The organism is Lactococcus sp. FSL W8-0209 (assembly GCF_038006585.1).
In the GTDB taxonomy this organism is placed as follows: domain Bacteria; phylum Bacillota; class Bacilli; order Lactobacillales; family Streptococcaceae; genus Lactococcus; species Lactococcus lactis.
Genome location: NZ_JBBOVN010000001.1, coordinates 1,695,166 through 1,712,731, shown reverse-complemented (window position 1 = coordinate 1,712,731; position 17,566 = coordinate 1,695,166). Strand labels below are relative to the sequence as shown.

Below are 17,566 nucleotides of genomic sequence, written 5' to 3'. Positions count from 1 at the left end.
TAAAAGGAGACAAAATCATGTCACTTATTCAAAACCCAATTCTTCCCGGCTTTAATGCAGACCCAAGCATTATTCGCGTAGAAGATACTTATTACATCGCGAACTCCACTTTTGAATGGTTCCCTGGTGTTCGTTTGCACGAATCAAAAGATTTAGAACATTGGAACCTACTTCCAAGTCCATTGTCAACAACCACTTTGTTGGATATGAGAGGAAACTCAGCTTCAGGTGGAATTTGGGCCCCTGATTTATCCTATGCTGATGGTAAATTTTGGCTTGTTTATACAGATGTTAAGGTTGTCAATGGTGCTTTCAAAGATATGACCAATTATTTAACAACAGCTACAGACATCAAAGGACCATGGACAGATCCAATCAAGCTCAATGGTCTTGGCTTTGACGCTTCACTTTTCCATGATAAAGACGGACGGAAATACTTAGTTCAACAAACATGGGATCATCGTGAATACAAGCATCCATTTGACGGAATCACATTGACTGAGTTTGATGTGACAACAATGAAGTTACAACCTAAAACAGCTAAAACGATTTACAATGGTACAAATGTCAAATTGGTTGAAGGTCCACACCTCTACCAAATTAATGATTATTATTATCTTTTTGCGGCTCAAGGTGGAACAGTCTTTACGCACCAAGAAGTCGTGGCCCGCTCTAAAACATTGGATACTTTATCTTTTGAAACTGAACCCGGCGACCCATTTATTACAAACTTCGATACTCCTGATCATTATATTCAAAAGCAAGGACACGGAGGTCTTGTATCTACACCCAAAGGTGAGTGGTATTATGCTTCCTTATGCGCTCGACCATGGAATCATAAAAATGAATCAAGCACAGACCCTCGTGGTTGGAGCTCTTTAGGTCGTGAAACTTCTATCCAAAAAGTGGAATGGGACGAAGAAGGTTGGCCACGTATTGTTGGTGGTCATGGTGGGACAACTTTTGTTCAAGGACCAAAAGATGCAATTCAAACTAATGCACCTGCTGACCACAGTCAAAAAGACGATTTTGCAAGTTCTACTTTGGATATTAACTGGAATACATTGCGTGTCCCATTTACTGAGAAAATGGGTTCAGTTGGAAATGGCAAGTTAACATTGATTGGTCAGGGCTCTTTGGCAAATAATTTTGATTTATCTTTGATTGCTAGACGTTGGCAAGCTTTCTATTTTGACGCAGAAGTCAAAGTAAAATTTAACCCATTTTCTTACCAACAAATGGCTGGATTAACCAACTATTACAATGACCGTCATTGGTCCTTCGCTTTTATCACATGGAATGAAATCAATGGAGCTGTCATTGAAGTTGCTGAGAATAACAGAGGAAACTATACTTCTTATTTAAAAGATAATGCCATTAAAATTCCTGACGGAACTGCATATGTTTGGTTCCGCACTAAAGTCCGTAAAGAATCATATTCTTATGAATATAGTTTTGACGGCAAAAAATTCATAGAAATTCCTGTAGTCTTAGATGCGGCTGTCCTTTCAGATGATTATGTTTTACAAACTTATGGCGGATTCTTCACTGGAGCATTTGTCGGGCTTGCTGCCGTTGATTATTCTGGATATGATAGAGTTGCAGAATTTTATAACTTTGACTATAAAGAATTAGGAGACAAGATCTTACCAGACGGTTCTTATACTTGGAAAACAAGTGAATCAAGATTTGATTAGTCTACAATCCCTTACCTACATATTTGTAGTAAGGGATTTTTAGTAAAGGAAAAAGTCGATGAGAATGTTAGATGAAGCAGAAAAATTACGTTTAGCAAAGCTATCTATTTTTGATAAAATAAATAATGGTGATTGGTACCAATATAGCAAAGAAGTAGAACTACAAAAAATAGTCAAAAATTCTAGTCAAAAAATTTCTGAAATTAATGATAAGGCAAAAGAAAATATTGATGAAGCAAGAAAACTCTTGGATAATTTTCTTCCAAATTTACCTCAAAGTTCAGAAATATATTTTCCAATAACTGCTTTGGAATATCCCAATCGTTTTAAAGTCGGAGAAAATACTTTTATTAATAGTGGACTTCAGATTATTAGTGCGGGTAAGGTTAAGATTGGGAAAAACTGTTTTATTGGACCAAATTGTCAATTATTTACACCTAATCATCATGCCAAGGATGTGTTTTTAAGACGGGAAGGCTGGCAATATGATGGGCCAATAGTAATTGGTAATGATTGTTGGCTTGGCGGTTTAGTGATTCTTTTGCCTGGAGTTTCTTTAGGAGATGATGTTGTCGTTGGTGCTGGCTCTGTGGTGACCAAATCATTTCCTAGCCACTGCATAATTGCTGGAAATCCGGCACGCTTAATAAAAAATGAATAAACTAATTAAAACTACTCTTACATAAGAGTAGTTTTTAGCTTTATTATGAGCAACATTTCCATTTTAAAATATCAAGGATTACAAGAAAGTAAGCGTGGAAAGCGGTATCATTTGTGGGTAGTAAAAAAGGCAAGAAGACTTGCAAATAAAAATTAAGGAGTTACTATCATGAGAAAACTTTCTCCCACTTTCATCTATTTTTTTGGTGCTTTAGGTGGTTTATTATTTGGATATGACACAGGCGTCATATCGGGAGCGCTACTTTTTATTGAAAAAGAGAGCTGGCAGGTGAGTTCTTGGGCTTGGATGGAAGGATGGATTACAGCGGCAGTTTTAATGGGAGCTGTAATTGGCGCGGTCGTGATTGGACCAATGAGTGACCGTTTTGGTCGGAAACGTCTGTTACTTTTGTCAGCGGTCATCTTTTTTGTTGGAGCTTTAGGTTCAGGACTTTCAAATAGTGCTGAGTTACTAATCATCTCTCGGGTTATTCTCGGGATGGCTGTTGGGTCAGCTTCAGCTTTGGTGCCGACTTATTTATCAGAACTTTCACCCGCTAAAATTCGTGGTGGAGTTTCAACTATGTTTCAATTGATGATTATGACTGGGATTTTATTAGCCTATATCTCAAACTATGCTTTAAAAGGAGTTTCAGGAAATTGGCATTGGATGCTTGGTTTGGCCACTGTTCCAGCAGCCCTTCTTTTCATCGGTGGACTCTTTTTGCCAGAATCTCCAAGATTTCTTGTTCGCCATGATAATGAAGCAGGTGCCCGTGAAATATTAGGGATGATAAATGACGATCCAAACTCGATTGAAGCAGAAATTTCTGATATTCAATTGATGGCTAAGGAAGAAAAACAAGGTGGCTTACAAGAATTATTTGGTCAAATGTCACGTCCAGTTTTGATTATGGCAATTGGTCTGGCAATTTTTCAACAGGTTATGGGCTGTAATACAGTCTTATACTTTGCGCCATCAATTTTTGTTGCGGTAGGATTTGGGGCAAGCGCAGCTTTACTTGCTCATATTGGGATTGGTATTTTCAATGTTATTGTAACTTATATTGCTATGAGAGTAATGGATAAAGTTAATCGTCGGTGGATGCTCAATTTTGGTGCTTGGGGAATGGGAATTTCTCTTGTATTGATGTCAGTAGGGATGATTTTAGCAGAAAATGCTCATATTGGCTTTGGTAAATATTTAGCAGTTATCGCTTTAACGGTATATATTGCCTTCTTCTCAGCAACATGGGGACCAGTAATGTGGGTGATGATTGGTGAATCTTTCCCACTTAAAATCCGTGGTTTGGGGAATTCATTTGGTGCTGCCGTCAACTGGGCTGCTAACTGGGTGGTGTCATTAACGTTCTTACCATTATTATCATTTTTTGGAACAGGTAAAATTTTTCTGATTTATGCGGCTTGTTGTTTCCTCTCAATTTGGTTTACTAGTAAAAAAGTTATTGAAACAAGAGGCAAAACACTCGAACAAATCGAAGCAGAATTACTGCATCGTGTGCATCATTTAGAAGAAGAGTAGCAATGTTTCCTAGTGGATATATGAACAAATTATTAGAATATCAAGCATAATTGACCTATAATGAAGGAAAATCAGGAGGAAATAATGACAGAATATAATTCAGAAGCTTATTTGAAAAAGCTTGATAAATGGTGGCGAGCAGCAACTTATCTTGGATCAGGAATGATCTTCTTGAAAGAAAATCCTTTGTTCTCTGTGACAGGTACTCCAATTAAAGCGGAAAACCTTAAAGCCAATCCTATTGGGCACTGGGGGACGGTTTCAGGACAAACTTTCCTCTATGCTCATGCTAATCGTCTAATCAATAAATATAATCAAAAGATGTTTTACATGGGTGGCCCCGGACATGGTGGACAAGCTATGGTTGTTCCTTCTTATCTTGATGGCTCATATACAGAAGCTTATCCAGAGATTACTCAAGATTTGGAAGGCATGTCACGTTTGTTTAAACGTTTCTCATTTCCTGGAGGAATAGGGTCGCATATGACAGCACAAACCCCTGGTTCACTTCATGAAGGAGGTGAGTTGGGTTATGTGCTATCACATGCAACAGGGGCTATTCTTGATCAACCTGAACAGATTGCTTTTGCTGTTGTTGGGGATGGAGAAGCTGAAACTGGACCGTTGATGACAAGTTGGCACTCTATTAAATTCATTAATCCTAAGAATGACGGGGCAATTTTACCAATTCTTGATTTAAATGGTTTTAAAATTTCAAATCCTACTTTGTTCGCTCGGACTTCAGATGTTGATATTCGTAAATTCTTTGAAGGACTGGGTTACTCACCTCGTTATATTGAAAATGATGATATTCATGATTACATGGCTTATCATAAATTAGCAGCTGAAGTTTTTGATAAAGCGATTGAAGACATTCATCAAATTCAGAAAGATGCGCGTGAAGATAATCGTTATCAAAATGGAGAGATTCCAGCTTGGCCAATTGTTATCGCACGTTTACCAAAAGGTTGGGGTGGTCCACGTTATAATGATTGGTCAGGTCCTAAATTTGACGGTAAGGGAATGCCGATTGAACATAGTTTCCGTGCGCATCAAGTTCCACTTCCGTTATCTTCTAAAAATATGGGAACTTTACCAGAATTTGTAAAATGGATGACTTCTTATCAACCGGAAACTTTATTTAATGCTGATGGAAGTTTGAAAGAAGAGTTGCGTGATTTTGCACCAAAAGGTGAGATGCGAATGGCTTCAAACCCTGTAACAAATGGGGGAGTTGATTCTTCTAATTTGGTCTTACCAGATTGGCAAGAATTTGCAAATCCAATTTCTGAAAATAATCGAGGAAAATTACTCCCTGATACAAATGACAATATGGATATGAATGTTTTGTCAAAATATTTTGCTGAAATAGTCAAACTTAATCCTACGCGTTTCCGTTTGTTTGGTCCTGATGAAACTATGTCTAATCGTTTTTGGGAAATGTTTAAGGTGACGAATCGTCAATGGATGCAAGTCATAAAAAATCCAAATGATGAATTTATCTCACCTGAGGGTCGGATTATTGATTCTCAATTATCAGAACACCAAGCAGAAGGTTGGCTTGAAGGTTATACTTTAACTGGACGCACAGGAGTATTTGCAAGTTATGAATCATTCTTGCGAGTCGTGGATTCAATGTTAACTCAACATTTCAAATGGATTCGTCAAGCAGCAGACCAAAAATGGCGCCATGATTATCCTTCGCTTAATGTTATTTCGACTTCAACTGTTTTCCAACAAGACCATAACGGTTATACTCACCAAGACCCTGGAATGTTGACTCATTTGGCTGAAAAGAAATCTGATTTTATCAGACAATACTTGCCGGCTGATGGGAATACATTGCTTGCCGTATTTGACCGTGCTTTTCAAGATAGAAGTAAAATTAATCATATTGTAGCCTCTAAACAACCTCGTCAACAATGGTTTACTAAAGAAGAAGCTGAAAAATTGGCGACTGACGGAATTGCAACAATTGATTGGGCTTCAACGGCTAAAAATGGAGAAGCAGTAGATTTAGTTTTTGCCTCAGCAGGAGCTGAGACTACAATTGAAACACTGGCAGCTTTACATCTTATAAACGAAGTTTTCCCACAGGCGAAATTCCGTTATGTGAATGTGGTTGAATTAGGGCGGTTGCAAAAGAAAAAAGGCGCTCTAAATCAAGAACGTGAACTCTCAGATGAAGAATTTGAAAAATACTTTGGCCCTTCAGGCACTCCAGTAATTTTTGGATTCCATGGATATGAAGATTTAATCGAATCCATTTTCTATCAAAGAGGACATGATGGTTTGATTGTTCATGGTTACCGTGAAGATGGTGACATCACGACGACTTATGATATGCGGGTTTACTCTGAGCTTGACCGTTTCCACCAAGCGATTGATGCCATGCAAGTTCTTTATGTCAACCGAAAAGTTAATCAAGGTCTAGCGAAAGCTTTCATTGACCGAATGGAACGGACACTAGTTAAACACTTTGAAGTGACAAGAAATGAAGGAGTTGATATTCCTGAGTTTACTGAATGGGTTTGGTCTGATTTAAAGAAATAGGCTTAAATTTATAAAAAAACACGCTGATTTTAATCAATCAAGCGTGTTTTTTTACTGACAGAATGATTATGTCTGGTCTGTCAGTAATTAATTTTCTGTCAGTGAATAAGGAAGTTGTTCGTTCGTATATTTAAGTGGATTTGGTACGATTCCTAAATCAAATTTTAGGGTTCCGCCTTTTATCAATTCTTCGTGCTTGATGAAAGTATCATTGACTTTTTTGTCAGTAAATGTGATTTGGTTGACGAAAACTTGTTGCGGAGCATTTGGTTCTGCAAAAATAGTAAGTTGCTGACCAGAGGAAAGGTTGATTCTAGCTTTGTCCCAAAGTGGAATTCCTAATACATATTGATTAGAAGCAGCCGTGACTGGATAGAATCCTAAACTTGAAAAAATATACCAAGCTGCCATTGTTCCATTATCTTCGTCACCAGGATAGCCCTTTGGACTATCATTAAATTGGACTAATGTCAAATATTTAGACACAAAATGAGCTATATTTTCTTAAAATAATTTTCTTCTTTCTGATTTGGAGTTAAACCATTGTTGGCGGAATGAGGATTATAATTGTTATAAAATTGTTCGATGTATTCAAAGCAAGAGAGTTGAACTTCTTGAATGGAGTGATAAGTTCTGCGATTAATTTCTCGTTGTTTAAGATACTTGAAAAAGACCTCAGTCACGGCATTATCATAAGGATATCCAGGCTTGGAGTAAGAAGCAAGCAATTGATGCTCATCTAATAGCTTTCTAAAGGAAGCTGACTTAAATTGACTGCCTTGATCAGAATGAAAAATGATTGGTTCTTTAGGTTTTCTTTTCTTTATAGCTATCTCTAAGGTATCACAGGCGAGTTTGGCATCAATTCGATCACTTACTTTCCACGCAATACATTTCCTTGAGTAGAGGTCAAGAATAGCACAGAGATAAATATGTCGTTTAGGTCCTATAGAAATATAAGTGAAGTCAGTTGTCCACACTTGATTTGGGGAGTTCGGGTTAAATTCTTGTTTCAGTAGATTATCAGAAGAAAATTCGGGCGATTTGTTTGAATAAAAACGAGGTTTAATGGTTGACATTTTAGGGAGTGTCATAGACTTGAGAAGTCTTAAGATACGCCCTTCAGAAATATTGACGCCATAATCACGCAGGAGAATAATTTTAAAAGCTCTTGTTCCGATTCTTTTCTTGGCTTTCATATAGATTTCAAGAAGTAATTTTCTCAAGCGTTGATTTTCTACTTCACGCTTCGAAGGCCTCTTGTTTATGAAGTTATAGTAGGTGGAACGATTGACATGTAAAACACGACAGAGCATAACTGTCGTGTGTTCAAATCGGAGTCTATAGATGGCTTTCAATCTTACTTGGAGTTTTGCATGAATATGGCACTCGCTTTTTTTAAGATCAGATTTTCTTCCTCTAGTTGGGCATTCCTTTTTTGTAATTTTTGAATCTGTTTAGCAGTCAACACCGTATTATCTTCAAGACGCACTTGAGAGTACTGCTTAATCCATTTTGCAAGTGCAGAAGAAGATACCCCATAATCTTTACAGAGTTCAGTTTGTGTTTTACCAGTTTGATAGAGATTAACGAGCGATTGTTTGAAATCCTCGTCGTAACGTTTAAAACCTGACATAAAAGTCCTTTCATTTTTGTGTCTTAATAGACAGATTATAACACACAATTTTCTGTCCACTTTTATAGTATAGCTCCAATTTCAAAGGATAATCAAAATTGGACAGAAGTTGTCAACGTTAAGAAAAATAAATTGGGAGAAACCAAAGATTCTTTCAAACAGACAGAAGCGCGTTACGTTAGAATCACAGCCACTAAACCAACACAAGGAGCAGATACCGCTGTTCGTTTATATGAAATACAAGTATTAGGACAAAAAAATAGCTGACAAAGGGCTGTAAAAACTTGCCATAAAAGCAAAGAAAAGGCTATCATGAAAACCCTAACATTTCATTGGAAAAGTGTTATAATGAAGTAATAAAAGTTAGAAAGTTATAGAAAAATGATTGGAAAAGCACTAGAAGAATTCTTTATTCGAATTTGGGTCGTTGTTAAATTGACCTTGATATTTTGGCTCTTAGCGCTCACAGGGCTGTTTGTTTTAGGACTTGGTCCTGCCTTTAAAGTGGTAACAGAGTTGTATTTGGAACATGGTTTTGACTATAAGTCAATCTCAGTGAAACAGGCTTATCAAATTTTCAAGCGAGACTTTTTAAGAGCAAATATCATTTTTTGGCTCTATACGTCTTTGAGTCTTTTGCTCGCTTATAATTTATATCTTTCAGTACAAATCCAAGGTTTACTTTTCTTGGTGATTGATTTCATTCTATTCTTTGGTTTAACTTATCTTATGACCGCTTTTGAATATACAATGATTTTTGATAGTCAATTTGAAATTAGTTTTGGAAACTTATTAAAAATGAGCTTTATTTCAAATTTTATTAGTTTTAAAACCTATCTAAAACTTTTATTTGGGATTGTCCTTATCTTTGTTTTGACTTGGCAATTTAAAGGTATGATTCTCTTTGGGTTGATTGGCCTTTTACAAGTTTATTCTTTAAGTGTGACAAAAACTTGGCGTTTGAAAGTCGAAGAACAGTTAGCAGAGTAAAAAAGAAGAGTTACTGAGAGGGGTGGAAAATGGAATTAAAATTCCAAGAAAATTTTTTGTGGGGAGCAGCAACGAGTGGCCCACAAACTGAAGGACGTTTTAAAAAGCAGCATGACAATGTTTTTGATTATGATTTTGACCATTATCAAGAACGTTTTTGGGGCGGAATTGGACCTGATACAGCCAGTAATTTTTTCAATGACTTTCGAGAAGATATAAAATTAATGAAGGCTGCTGGTCTAAAATCAATAAGGACAAGTATTCAATGGTCGCGTTTGATAGATGATTTAGAAAAGAATACGGTAAATGAAAAAGCGGTTGATTTCTATAACGCTGTAATTAATGAATTTATAGCGCAAGGGATTCGTCCGATGATTAATTTAAATCATTTTGATTTACCAGTTGAACTTTTAAAAACATATGGAGGCTGGGAAAGTCGTCATGTTGTTGATTTATATGCAGGTTTTGCAGCAAAATGTTTTGCTGAATTCAGCGACCGAGTGAGTGATTGGTTTACTTTTAATGAGCCTATGGTTGTCGTTGAGTGTGCTTATCTATTAGGTTTCCATTATCCTGATATTGTTGATGGAAAAAAAGCTGTTCAAGTGGCTTATCATTTGCAACTCGCCTCATCTCTTGCGATTGAACAATACCGAAAAATCAATAAAAATCCTGAAGGACGAATTGGAATCATTTTAAATTTAACTCCGTCCTATCCAGCAACTGAAAAAATAGAAGATTTAAAAGCAGCAGAAATGGCAGACCTTTGGCAAAATCGCCTCTTTTTAGATGCATCAATAAAGGGAGAATTTCCAGAAAAATTAGTCAGCCTTTTAAAAGAAGAAAATGTCTTGTGGCAGTCGGAAGCAGAAGATTTGAAACGGAATAGGGACAATAAAATTAATATTTTAGGAGTTAATTACTACCATCCGAGTCGAGTGCAAGAACCCGAATATTCTAGTGATAGTTTGGCTCAAGATTGGCGTCCCGACAAATATTACGCATCGTTCAATAAACGTGGGGTGCGGATGAATGCTGACAGAGGTTGGGAGATACATCCACAAACCATTTATGAAATTGCCAAGCGAATTCAAGAAGATTATGGAAATATTCCTTGGTTTATTTCTGAAAATGGGATGGGCGTAGAAAATGAAGAACGTTTCAAAAATGCTGATGGACAAATCCAAGATGATTATCGAATCATTTTTACAACAGAACATCTTTTTTGGCTCCATAAAGCGATTCAAGAAGGCTCAAATTGTTTTGGTTACCATGTTTGGACACCAATTGATTGCTGGAGTTGGCGTAATTCATACAAAAATCGTTATGGTTTGATTAGTTTGAATATCCATACCCAAGTGAAAACTTTAAAAAAATCAGCTTATTGGTATAAAAATTTAACAGACTCATCACTTTTACAAGTTCCAGATTCAATTTTAGAAAAATACAATCAATGATTTCTGTTAAAATATAAGAAAATTTGGAGGAGAAATATGTCATTATTAACAATAGATATTGGTGGAACAAGCATTAAATATGCAAGATTTGCTGACGGAAAATTAGGAGAAGAAGGTGCTTTCGGAACTCCTGATAATCTGGATCAATTTTATCAATCACTGACAGCAGTCGTTGAACAATTTAAGGAAAATTCTGATGTTTGTGGTGTCGCTATTAGTTCCCCAGGAGCAGTAAATAAAGTGACTGGCGTCATTGAAGGAGCAAGTGCTCTCCCTTATATTCATGATTTTGATATTCATGCTGAATTAGAAAAACGATTTGGTTTACCTGTTTCTATCGAAAATGATGCCAATTGTGCGGCGCTTGCCGAAGTGAAATTTGGTGCGGCAAAAGGTTTGTCTGATGTTTTGCTCCTTGTGCTTGGAACAGGTGTTGGCGGTTCTGTTGTTATGAATGGGAAAGTTCATCATGGGAAACATCTTTTTGGCGGTGAATTTGGCTTTATGCTCATGGATGATGAACATTCGTTTTCAACATTAGGAACAACGATTAGAATGGCTGAGCGCTATAATAAGCGCACAGGAGAAGCTCTTGATGCCATCGAAATCTTTGAAAAAGCCTTTAATGGTGATGAAATAGCTAATGAAGAAAAAGATATTTTTCTATACAATGTCGCAAAAGGGATTTTTAATCTGACTTATTCTTTTGATCCGGAATTAGTGATTATTGGCGGAGGAGTTTCCCAAGCTGAATGGTTAATTCCAGAATTGCAAAAACAACTTCAAAAAATCATGGAAATTATTGAAGTAGCGACTTTTATGCCAGAAATTGTAACTTGTGAATTCAGAAATTCTGCCAACTTAATTGGTGCAGCGGTAGACTTTTCACAAACTTACGCAAATAAGACTGACAAATAAGCTAGAAGTTTTCTGTCAGTAATATTTTTTACTGACAGAAAATTCCTTCACTCATACTATACGAAATAAAACACAAAAAGTAACAAATTATAGGAAAAAATTATGACAAATCATTATGGCTCAATCGAAGCAGGCGGAACAAAATTTGTACTTTCGATTGGTGATGAGCAGTTTAACATTTTAAAAACAAATCAAATTCCAACGACTAGTCCTGAAGAAACAATTACTAGAACCATTGAATTTTTTAAAGAGAATCCTGTTAAATCATTGGCAGTTGGTTCTTTTGGTCCTATTGACATCAAGCCTGAAAGTGCAACTTATGGCTATATAACAACCACGCCAAAAGCTGGTTGGGCAAATGTTGATTTATTAGGAAAACTCAAAGCCGCACTTGATATTCCGATGGTTTTCACTACCGATGTCAATAGCTCGGCTTACGGTGAAATGATTGTGACTGGCGGAAAATCATTGGTTTACTTCACAATTGGAACAGGAATTGGTGGAGGAGCCGTACAAGATGGGAAATTTATTGGAGGATTTTCTCATGCAGAAATGGGTCATCAATATGTGAAGCGTCATCCAGACGATCTTAATTTTGCAGGCGTTTGTCCATTTCATGGTGATTGTCTAGAAGGAGTGGCAGCCGGTCCTTCCCTTGAAGCCCGCTTAGGAATTCGTGGAGAAGATATTCCAGCTGACAGTAAAGTTTGGGATATTCAAGCTTTCTACATTGCACAAATCACCGTTAATACAACCTTGGCACTTGCACCTGAGAAAATTGTTTTTGGTGGTGGCGTTATGACCCAAACGCACATGATTGAGCGCGTGCGCAAAGAATTCACAAAATTAATGGCAGGTTATGTCCACGTTCCCTATTTACTGACAGATTATATTATGACTCCGTCAGTCGCAAATAATGGTTCGGCAACGATTGGAAATTTTGCTTTGGCAAAAGATTTAGATGAAAAAAATTACTGACAGCTTTGTCAGTAGTTTTTCATTTTCGTCAGTAAAAATAAATGTAATCACTATCATACGATTTTTCTAAAATTTATTTTATTTATTCACAAATATCTCTGCAAAAAACAATAAATTATGATAGAATAAATCTAATAAAATAATTGAACAAAAGTTCGAACTTTCCAACAGGAATTCGGACTTTTGCACCTTATTAGAGGAGGGTCCCTTGTCCGACACTACACTTGAAAAAATCATTGTACTCGACTATGGTTCACAATACAATCAACTTATTGCGCGTCGTATCCGAGAAATCGGTGTTTTCTCAGAACTCATGAGTCACAAAGTTACAGCCAAAGAAATTCGTGAGATTAATCCAATCGGTATTATTCTTTCAGGCGGTCCAAATTCAGTTTATGATGAAGGTTCATTCGATATTGATCCTGAAATCTTTGAACTTGGTTTGCCAGTTCTTGGTATTTGCTACGGAATGCAATTGATGAGCTATAAGCTCGGCGGTATGGTAGAAGCAGCAGGCGAACGCGAATACGGTGTTGCCCCACTTCAACTTACTGAAAAATCAGCATTGTTTGCAGGAACTCCCGAAGTTCAAGATGTTTTGATGAGCCATGGTGACCGTGTAACGGCTATTCCTGAAGGTTTCCACGTTGTCGGAACTTCACCAAACAGTCCATTTGCTGCTGTTGAAAATACAGAACGCAACTTGTACGGTATCCAATTCCACCCAGAAGTTCGTCATTCAGTTCATGGGACAGAGATGCTCAGAAACTTTGCGCTTAACATTTGTGGAGCAAAAGGGAACTGGTCAATGGAAAACTTCATTGATATGCAAATCAAAGATATTCGTGAAAAAGTTGGCGATAAAAAAGTTCTTCTTGGACTTTCAGGTGGTGTTGATTCATCAGTTGTAGGTGTACTTTTACAACGTGCCATCGGTGACCAATTGACATCAATCTTTGTTGACCACGGTTTCCTTCGTAAAGGCGAAGCTGACCAAGTCATGGAAACATTGGGCGGGAAATTCGGTCTTAATATTATCAAAGTAGATGCTCAAAAACGTTTCATGGACAAACTTGTTGGCCTTTCAGACCCAGAAACAAAACGTAAAATTATCGGTAACGAATTTGTTTATGTTTTTGATGATGAAGCAAACAAATTAGAAGGTGTTGACTTCCTTGCCCAAGGAACACTCTACACCGACGTCATTGAATCAGGAACAGATACAGCTCAAACAATCAAATCACACCATAACGTTGGTGGACTTCCTGAAGATATGCAATTCCAATTGATTGAACCATTGAACACACTCTTTAAAGATGAAGTTCGTGCGCTTGGAACACAACTTGGAATGCCTGATGAAATCGTTTGGCGTCAACCTTTTCCTGGACCAGGACTTGCCATTCGTGTCCTTGGTGATTTAACAGAAGAAAAACTAGAAACTGTTCGTGAATCAGATGCAATTCTTCGTGAAGAAATTGCTGCTGCAGGCCTTGAACGTGATGTTTGGCAATATTTCACAGTAAATACAGATGTGAAATCAGTCGGTGTCATGGGAGACCAACGAACATATGACTATACACTAGCTATTCGTGCCATCACATCAATTGATGGAATGACAGCTGACTTTGCCCAACTTCCTTGGGATCTTCTCCAAAAAATCTCAAAACGTATTGTTAATGAGGTGGACCACGTCAACCGTATCGTCTACGATATTACGAGCAAACCACCAGCAACTGTTGAGTGGCAATAGAATAAAAAACTGATAACAGTATCTGTTATCAGTTTTTTTATTTTAATAATAAATTTTAAAACTAGCACTCATTGTTCATAGCATTATTTCCTAAAAGATTACGTAATATTAATCAATTTTATCGCTTTGAAAGCGTTATACTTGATTTGCTTGAAATTAATTAGGTGTAACTATGTTTTGCAATATTTAAGAGTAAAAAGTCTTTAATTTGCAACCTAATATAATTGTAACTTTTTACTTTCAAGAAATATATTTAAATTTGGAGAAGGTTATGGTTGACAATGAAAAAATAAATTTTTTTAGGGAATTTTTTAGTTTCAAAACAAACAAAGCAGAAGGAGTAATTGGGTTTCATCGAGCTTTAGGAATTGGTTCATGGGATATGTTTAATGGAGGAACTGGTGGCCTTATTGGTTCGTGGCTCTTATAATTTATGACCTCTTTTGGTGGGGTTAATCCTGGATTAGCTGCACTTTTAATTTCAGCTCGACTCGTTATAGATATGTTCTGGGCTCCTGCCGTTGCTGTTATTTCAGATAATTTTTATCACTTTGCACTCGGCCGAAAATATGGGCGTAGACGCTTCTTTTTGATTTTTGCAATTCCAACTTCGATTGCTTTTGCAGCGATGTGGATTCCAATGGCAGGTGGCCTTTCTTGGCTTTATTATCTTGTGTCATTTATACTTTTTGACTTTTGTTTGGATTTAGTTCTCATTCCTTGGGAAGCTATCCCTGCAGAAATTACCTCTACCTATACACAACGTAATAAAATGGGGTCAATCAGAATGTGGGCTTCAGGTTTAGCTCAACCCTTAATCGCTTTTGTCCCGACTCTCTTTATGAAACTTTTACCTGCTGAACATGGAATGCAAACTTCCGCCTGGGCCTTATTTGCAACAGCTTGTGTTTGGGGTGTGATTGGGATTATATTTACACTCTTTGTTTACTTTTCTTCTTGGGACCCTATTCTGATTTCTAAAGAAAAGACAGAACTTATGTTGCGACATTTAGATGAAGAAAGAAAACGAGCTAAAACTCCTGCTAGGTTATTCTTGGAAAATATTGCTAATTTACTTTTAACCTTAAGGATTAAAACTTTTCGTAAACATCTAGTTCTTTATTTCTCTACTTTTGGGATTATTGATTCTTTTACAGTTATTTTTGTTATCTTTGCGACGATTTCGTTTTTGCCAACTCTAACACTTGATCCAGCGCAAGCAGCTCTTATTTTAGCGACACCCTTATTGATTATGACAATTGCATATACACCATTTGGAGCATGGCTTTTTAATCACCCCAAAATTGGACCACGCCTGCTTTACCTAATTGGTTTTGGCATTGGTATTTTATCATGTATCACTTATGGTATTGTTTATTTCACAAGAGGAAGTTTATCAGAAGCTCAGATCACGGGACTCATCATTTTTACAACTTGTGTTTTCACTGTGGGTCGTAACATCATTGGGGGCCTTCCTTGGGTCGTCTTTCCTTTAATTCCTGATATTGATATGATCATTCATAAAGAACAGCGGGCAGGAGTTTTTGCTGGAGCTATGACTTTTGTACGTAAATTCACTAATATTGTCTTTAATGTTGTCATTGGAGCGGTTATGGGAGCTGCTGGATAAGAACATCAGATTCAAAGTGCTGGCTTTGGAATTGCTATGCTGATGACGTTTTTAGTTGGAGGCTTGATGCTGATTGCTTTATGGAATGCTTTTACTTTTAAACTTAATTCAAAAACACATGCTATTTTGGTTGAAGAAATTTCACGTCTACAAAAGGCTGATTCGATTGGGGGAGAAGTGGCAGTAAAAAATGCCAAAGAGTCAGCTGACCTCAAAACAAAACAAACAATTGAAGCTTTATCAGGCTTAAATTATGATAAATCCGTCTGGACTGGAAAATAATATATAAAAAAACGAGGTCTTAAATTTCCTCGTTTTTAATATATTATTCAGCAACGGCTAATTCAGTTTGATTTTCCATAAGTTTACCCTTGTTTAATTTTAATAAATAAGGGATAAGCATGATGAGACCTGCTACAAAGGCAATTCCTTCTGTTAGGGTCATTGAGCAGATGAGGCCAGTTAATCCGTAAAAATGATGTAAGATAATGACGATTGGGATATAAAGAATCCCTTGGATAGTAGACATTACCCCAGTTTGCGCACCTAGACCAGAAGCTTCAAAAATTCCAGTAAATAAGCCAGAAAAACCATTGAAGACAGATGAAACTAGTTGTGCGGCTAGTACGATTAAGCCCACTTTGATTACTGCACTATCATGAGTAAAGAGTTGCATGACAGGAACTCTAAAAAGATAGACAATTAAAGCAAAGAGAATAGAAATTCCGCCAATCCAAAGAGTTAACTCTTTAAGTGCTTCTTTTAATCGTTGAGTATTATTTGAAGCAAAACTATAGGCAAAGAGTGGAATGGCCCCTAAAAAGAGTCCCATAGTCAAAAATTCAGGCAGCTGAGTGATTCTAAGGGCAATCCCAAAGCTAGCAAGAACATTATCACCATATTGAACAGAAAAATGATTTAACAAAAGTGTTGTGACAATCATAAATACTGATTTGAAAACTTCTGCAATCCCAATTTTATAGATTTCAAATTGGTCTTTTAAACTGATTTTAAAATGTTTTAAAAATCCTTTAAGCGATTCACTTTTATTTTCTAAAAACCAGATATAATAAGCTGTAGAAGCTAGATTTGCAATCACCATTGAAAGTCCAGCCCCAATGACATGAAGATTTAAAACTAGGATAAAGAGGGCATCTAAGACAATACTAGTCGCAACCCCAACAAACATTCCATACATTGATTCTTTTGAGGCACCTTCTGCACGAACTAATTGTTCCAGTCCATAGTTTAAAATCATACTAAAACCACCACCTAATAAAACTCCAGCATATTCTTTAGTATAAGTAAGAGTTGCGGCGTCTGCTCCTAAAATATGAGCGATTGGACTTAAAAAGAAAAGAGAAACAAGCCCAATAAGTAAACCAATGATTAAACTCATATAGAAAGAATAACCAGCGATTTTCTTTCCTTTTTCTTTATCGCCAGAACCTAGCAGGCGAGTGATAAAGGTTCCACCTCCAACACCAAAAAGGTTTCCGATGGCCATAAAAACAATGGTTATTGTTAAACCTAGAGTGATTGTTGACATCATATTTGTGTCATGGACAAGGCCGATAAAGTAGGCATTGATTAAGTTATAGATTGTTGTTGCGGAAATTCCAATCATCATGGGAATTGATAAGTGAGCAATTGCTTTTCTGATGGGTGCTTCCTTAAGATAATAAGAGTTGGATTTTTTACTCATTTTTATTGTTCTTCTTTCTGAATCGAAATGATAGATATTCTAATAGTTA

Annotated in this window: 15 protein-coding genes and 1 pseudogene; 13 read left to right on the top strand and 3 right to left on the bottom strand. The window is 36.7% G+C overall.

Features of this window, described 5'->3' with window-relative positions; all coding sequences use genetic code 11:
- Positions 1-17: 17 nt before the first annotated feature.
- The 4 genes from MKX45_RS08420 to MKX45_RS08405 all read left to right on the top strand — a co-directional run bounded on the left by MKX45_RS08420 (position 18) and on the right by MKX45_RS08405 (position 6,453).
- The gene (locus tag MKX45_RS08420) at positions 18-1,697 is read left to right on the top strand and encodes a glycoside hydrolase family 43 protein (RefSeq protein ID WP_340817021.1); all 1,680 of its coding nucleotides are present in this window, start codon (positions 18-20) and stop codon (positions 1,695-1,697) included.
- A gap of 58 nt (positions 1,698-1,755) precedes the next feature.
- Positions 1,756-2,358 (top strand): sugar O-acetyltransferase, encoded by a 603-nt coding sequence (locus MKX45_RS08415; protein WP_340817020.1) that lies wholly within the window; start codon positions 1,756-1,758, stop codon positions 2,356-2,358.
- A 168-nt stretch (positions 2,359-2,526) separates the two neighbouring features.
- Positions 2,527-3,900 (top strand): sugar porter family MFS transporter, encoded by a 1,374-nt coding sequence (locus tag MKX45_RS08410; RefSeq protein ID WP_015426662.1) that lies wholly within the window; start codon positions 2,527-2,529, stop codon positions 3,898-3,900.
- An 84-nt stretch (positions 3,901-3,984) separates the two neighbouring features.
- Positions 3,985-6,453 carry a phosphoketolase family protein gene (locus MKX45_RS08405; RefSeq protein WP_340817019.1) on the top strand — a complete coding sequence of 823 codons (2,469 nt, stop codon included), beginning with the start codon at positions 3,985-3,987 and terminating at the stop codon, positions 6,451-6,453.
- An 87-nt stretch (positions 6,454-6,540) separates the two neighbouring features.
- Here the strand turns inward: MKX45_RS08405 and MKX45_RS08400 are convergent, their stop codons facing one another.
- Together MKX45_RS08400 and MKX45_RS08395 are read right to left on the bottom strand one after the other, a co-directional pair.
- The gene (locus MKX45_RS08400; RefSeq protein ID WP_057720782.1) at positions 6,541-6,939 is read right to left on the bottom strand and encodes a glycoside hydrolase domain-containing protein; all 399 of its coding nucleotides are present in this window, start codon (positions 6,937-6,939) and stop codon (positions 6,541-6,543) included.
- Positions 6,932-8,089: pseudogene (locus MKX45_RS08395) on the bottom strand (IS3 family transposase). Before MKX45_RS08395 ends, MKX45_RS08400 begins: the two are co-directional and overlap by 8 nt.
- A gap of 69 nt (positions 8,090-8,158) precedes the next feature.
- On the opposite strand from MKX45_RS08395, the gene MKX45_RS08390 reads away from it, so the two are divergent.
- The 9 genes from MKX45_RS08390 to MKX45_RS08350 all read left to right on the top strand — a co-directional run bounded on the left by MKX45_RS08390 (position 8,159) and on the right by MKX45_RS08350 (position 16,094).
- Entirely contained in the window at positions 8,159-8,356 is a 198-nt protein-coding gene (locus tag MKX45_RS08390; RefSeq protein ID WP_338400351.1) for a discoidin domain-containing protein, read from the top strand.
- A gap of 114 nt (positions 8,357-8,470) precedes the next feature.
- The gene (locus MKX45_RS08385; protein ID WP_012898106.1) at positions 8,471-9,079 is read left to right on the top strand and encodes a YesL family protein; all 609 of its coding nucleotides are present in this window, start codon (positions 8,471-8,473) and stop codon (positions 9,077-9,079) included.
- 29 nt (positions 9,080-9,108) lie between these two features.
- Positions 9,109-10,536 carry a glycoside hydrolase family 1 protein gene (locus MKX45_RS08380; protein WP_340817018.1) on the top strand — a complete coding sequence of 476 codons (1,428 nt, stop codon included), beginning with the start codon at positions 9,109-9,111 and terminating at the stop codon, positions 10,534-10,536.
- Positions 10,537-10,572: 36 nt separating this feature from the next.
- Positions 10,573-11,454, top strand: coding sequence for an ROK family protein (locus tag MKX45_RS08375; protein WP_057720566.1), 882 nt, complete (start codon positions 10,573-10,575; stop codon positions 11,452-11,454).
- Between the two features lie 102 nt (positions 11,455-11,556).
- Entirely contained in the window at positions 11,557-12,432 is an 876-nt protein-coding gene (gene scrK, locus MKX45_RS08370) for a fructokinase ScrK (protein WP_340817017.1), read from the top strand.
- A gap of 208 nt (positions 12,433-12,640) precedes the next feature.
- On the top strand, positions 12,641-14,182 hold the full coding sequence (guaA, locus tag MKX45_RS08365; protein ID WP_017864699.1) for a glutamine-hydrolyzing GMP synthase: 1,542 nt from the start codon (positions 12,641-12,643) through the stop codon (positions 14,180-14,182).
- 271 nt (positions 14,183-14,453) lie between these two features.
- Positions 14,454-14,612 (top strand): hypothetical protein, encoded by a 159-nt coding sequence (locus tag MKX45_RS08360; protein ID WP_340817016.1) that lies wholly within the window; start codon positions 14,454-14,456, stop codon positions 14,610-14,612.
- A gap of 3 nt (positions 14,613-14,615) precedes the next feature.
- Positions 14,616-15,812, top strand: coding sequence for an MFS transporter (locus tag MKX45_RS08355; protein WP_340817015.1), 1,197 nt, complete (start codon positions 14,616-14,618; stop codon positions 15,810-15,812).
- Positions 15,813-15,848: 36 nt separating this feature from the next.
- Positions 15,849-16,094 (top strand): hypothetical protein, encoded by a 246-nt coding sequence (locus tag MKX45_RS08350; protein WP_240664888.1) that lies wholly within the window; start codon positions 15,849-15,851, stop codon positions 16,092-16,094.
- A 43-nt stretch (positions 16,095-16,137) separates the two neighbouring features.
- Here the strand turns inward: MKX45_RS08350 and MKX45_RS08345 are convergent, their stop codons facing one another.
- Positions 16,138-17,517 (bottom strand): MATE family efflux transporter, encoded by a 1,380-nt coding sequence (locus MKX45_RS08345; protein WP_340817014.1) that lies wholly within the window; start codon positions 17,515-17,517, stop codon positions 16,138-16,140.
- Positions 17,518-17,566: the final 49 nt, after the last annotated feature.

What these genes read in the sequence shown, in the direction of transcription:
- MKX45_RS08385 (WP_012898106.1), top strand. Translation starts at nt 8,471, where the DNA reads ATGATTGGAAAAGCACTAGAAGAATTCTTTATTCGAATTTGGGTCGTT.
- MKX45_RS08405 (WP_340817019.1), top strand. Translation starts at nt 3,985, where the DNA reads ATGACAGAATATAATTCAGAAGCTTATTTGAAAAAGCTTGATAAATGG.
- MKX45_RS08375 (WP_057720566.1), top strand. Translation starts at nt 10,573, where the DNA reads ATGTCATTATTAACAATAGATATTGGTGGAACAAGCATTAAATATGCA.
- MKX45_RS08410 (WP_015426662.1), top strand. Translation starts at nt 2,527, where the DNA reads ATGAGAAAACTTTCTCCCACTTTCATCTATTTTTTTGGTGCTTTAGGT.
- scrK (WP_340817017.1), top strand. Translation starts at nt 11,557, where the DNA reads ATGACAAATCATTATGGCTCAATCGAAGCAGGCGGAACAAAATTTGTA.
- MKX45_RS08350 (WP_240664888.1), top strand. Translation starts at nt 15,849, where the DNA reads ATGCTGATGACGTTTTTAGTTGGAGGCTTGATGCTGATTGCTTTATGG.
- MKX45_RS08415 (WP_340817020.1), top strand. Translation starts at nt 1,756, where the DNA reads ATGAGAATGTTAGATGAAGCAGAAAAATTACGTTTAGCAAAGCTATCT.
- MKX45_RS08420 (WP_340817021.1), top strand. Translation starts at nt 18, where the DNA reads ATGTCACTTATTCAAAACCCAATTCTTCCCGGCTTTAATGCAGACCCA.
- MKX45_RS08355 (WP_340817015.1), top strand. Translation starts at nt 14,616, where the DNA reads ATGACCTCTTTTGGTGGGGTTAATCCTGGATTAGCTGCACTTTTAATT.
- MKX45_RS08360 (WP_340817016.1), top strand. Translation starts at nt 14,454, where the DNA reads ATGGTTGACAATGAAAAAATAAATTTTTTTAGGGAATTTTTTAGTTTC.
- MKX45_RS08345 (WP_340817014.1), bottom strand. Translation starts at nt 17,517, where the DNA reads ATGAGTAAAAAATCCAACTCTTATTATCTTAAGGAAGCACCCATCAGA.
- MKX45_RS08380 (WP_340817018.1), top strand. Translation starts at nt 9,109, where the DNA reads ATGGAATTAAAATTCCAAGAAAATTTTTTGTGGGGAGCAGCAACGAGT.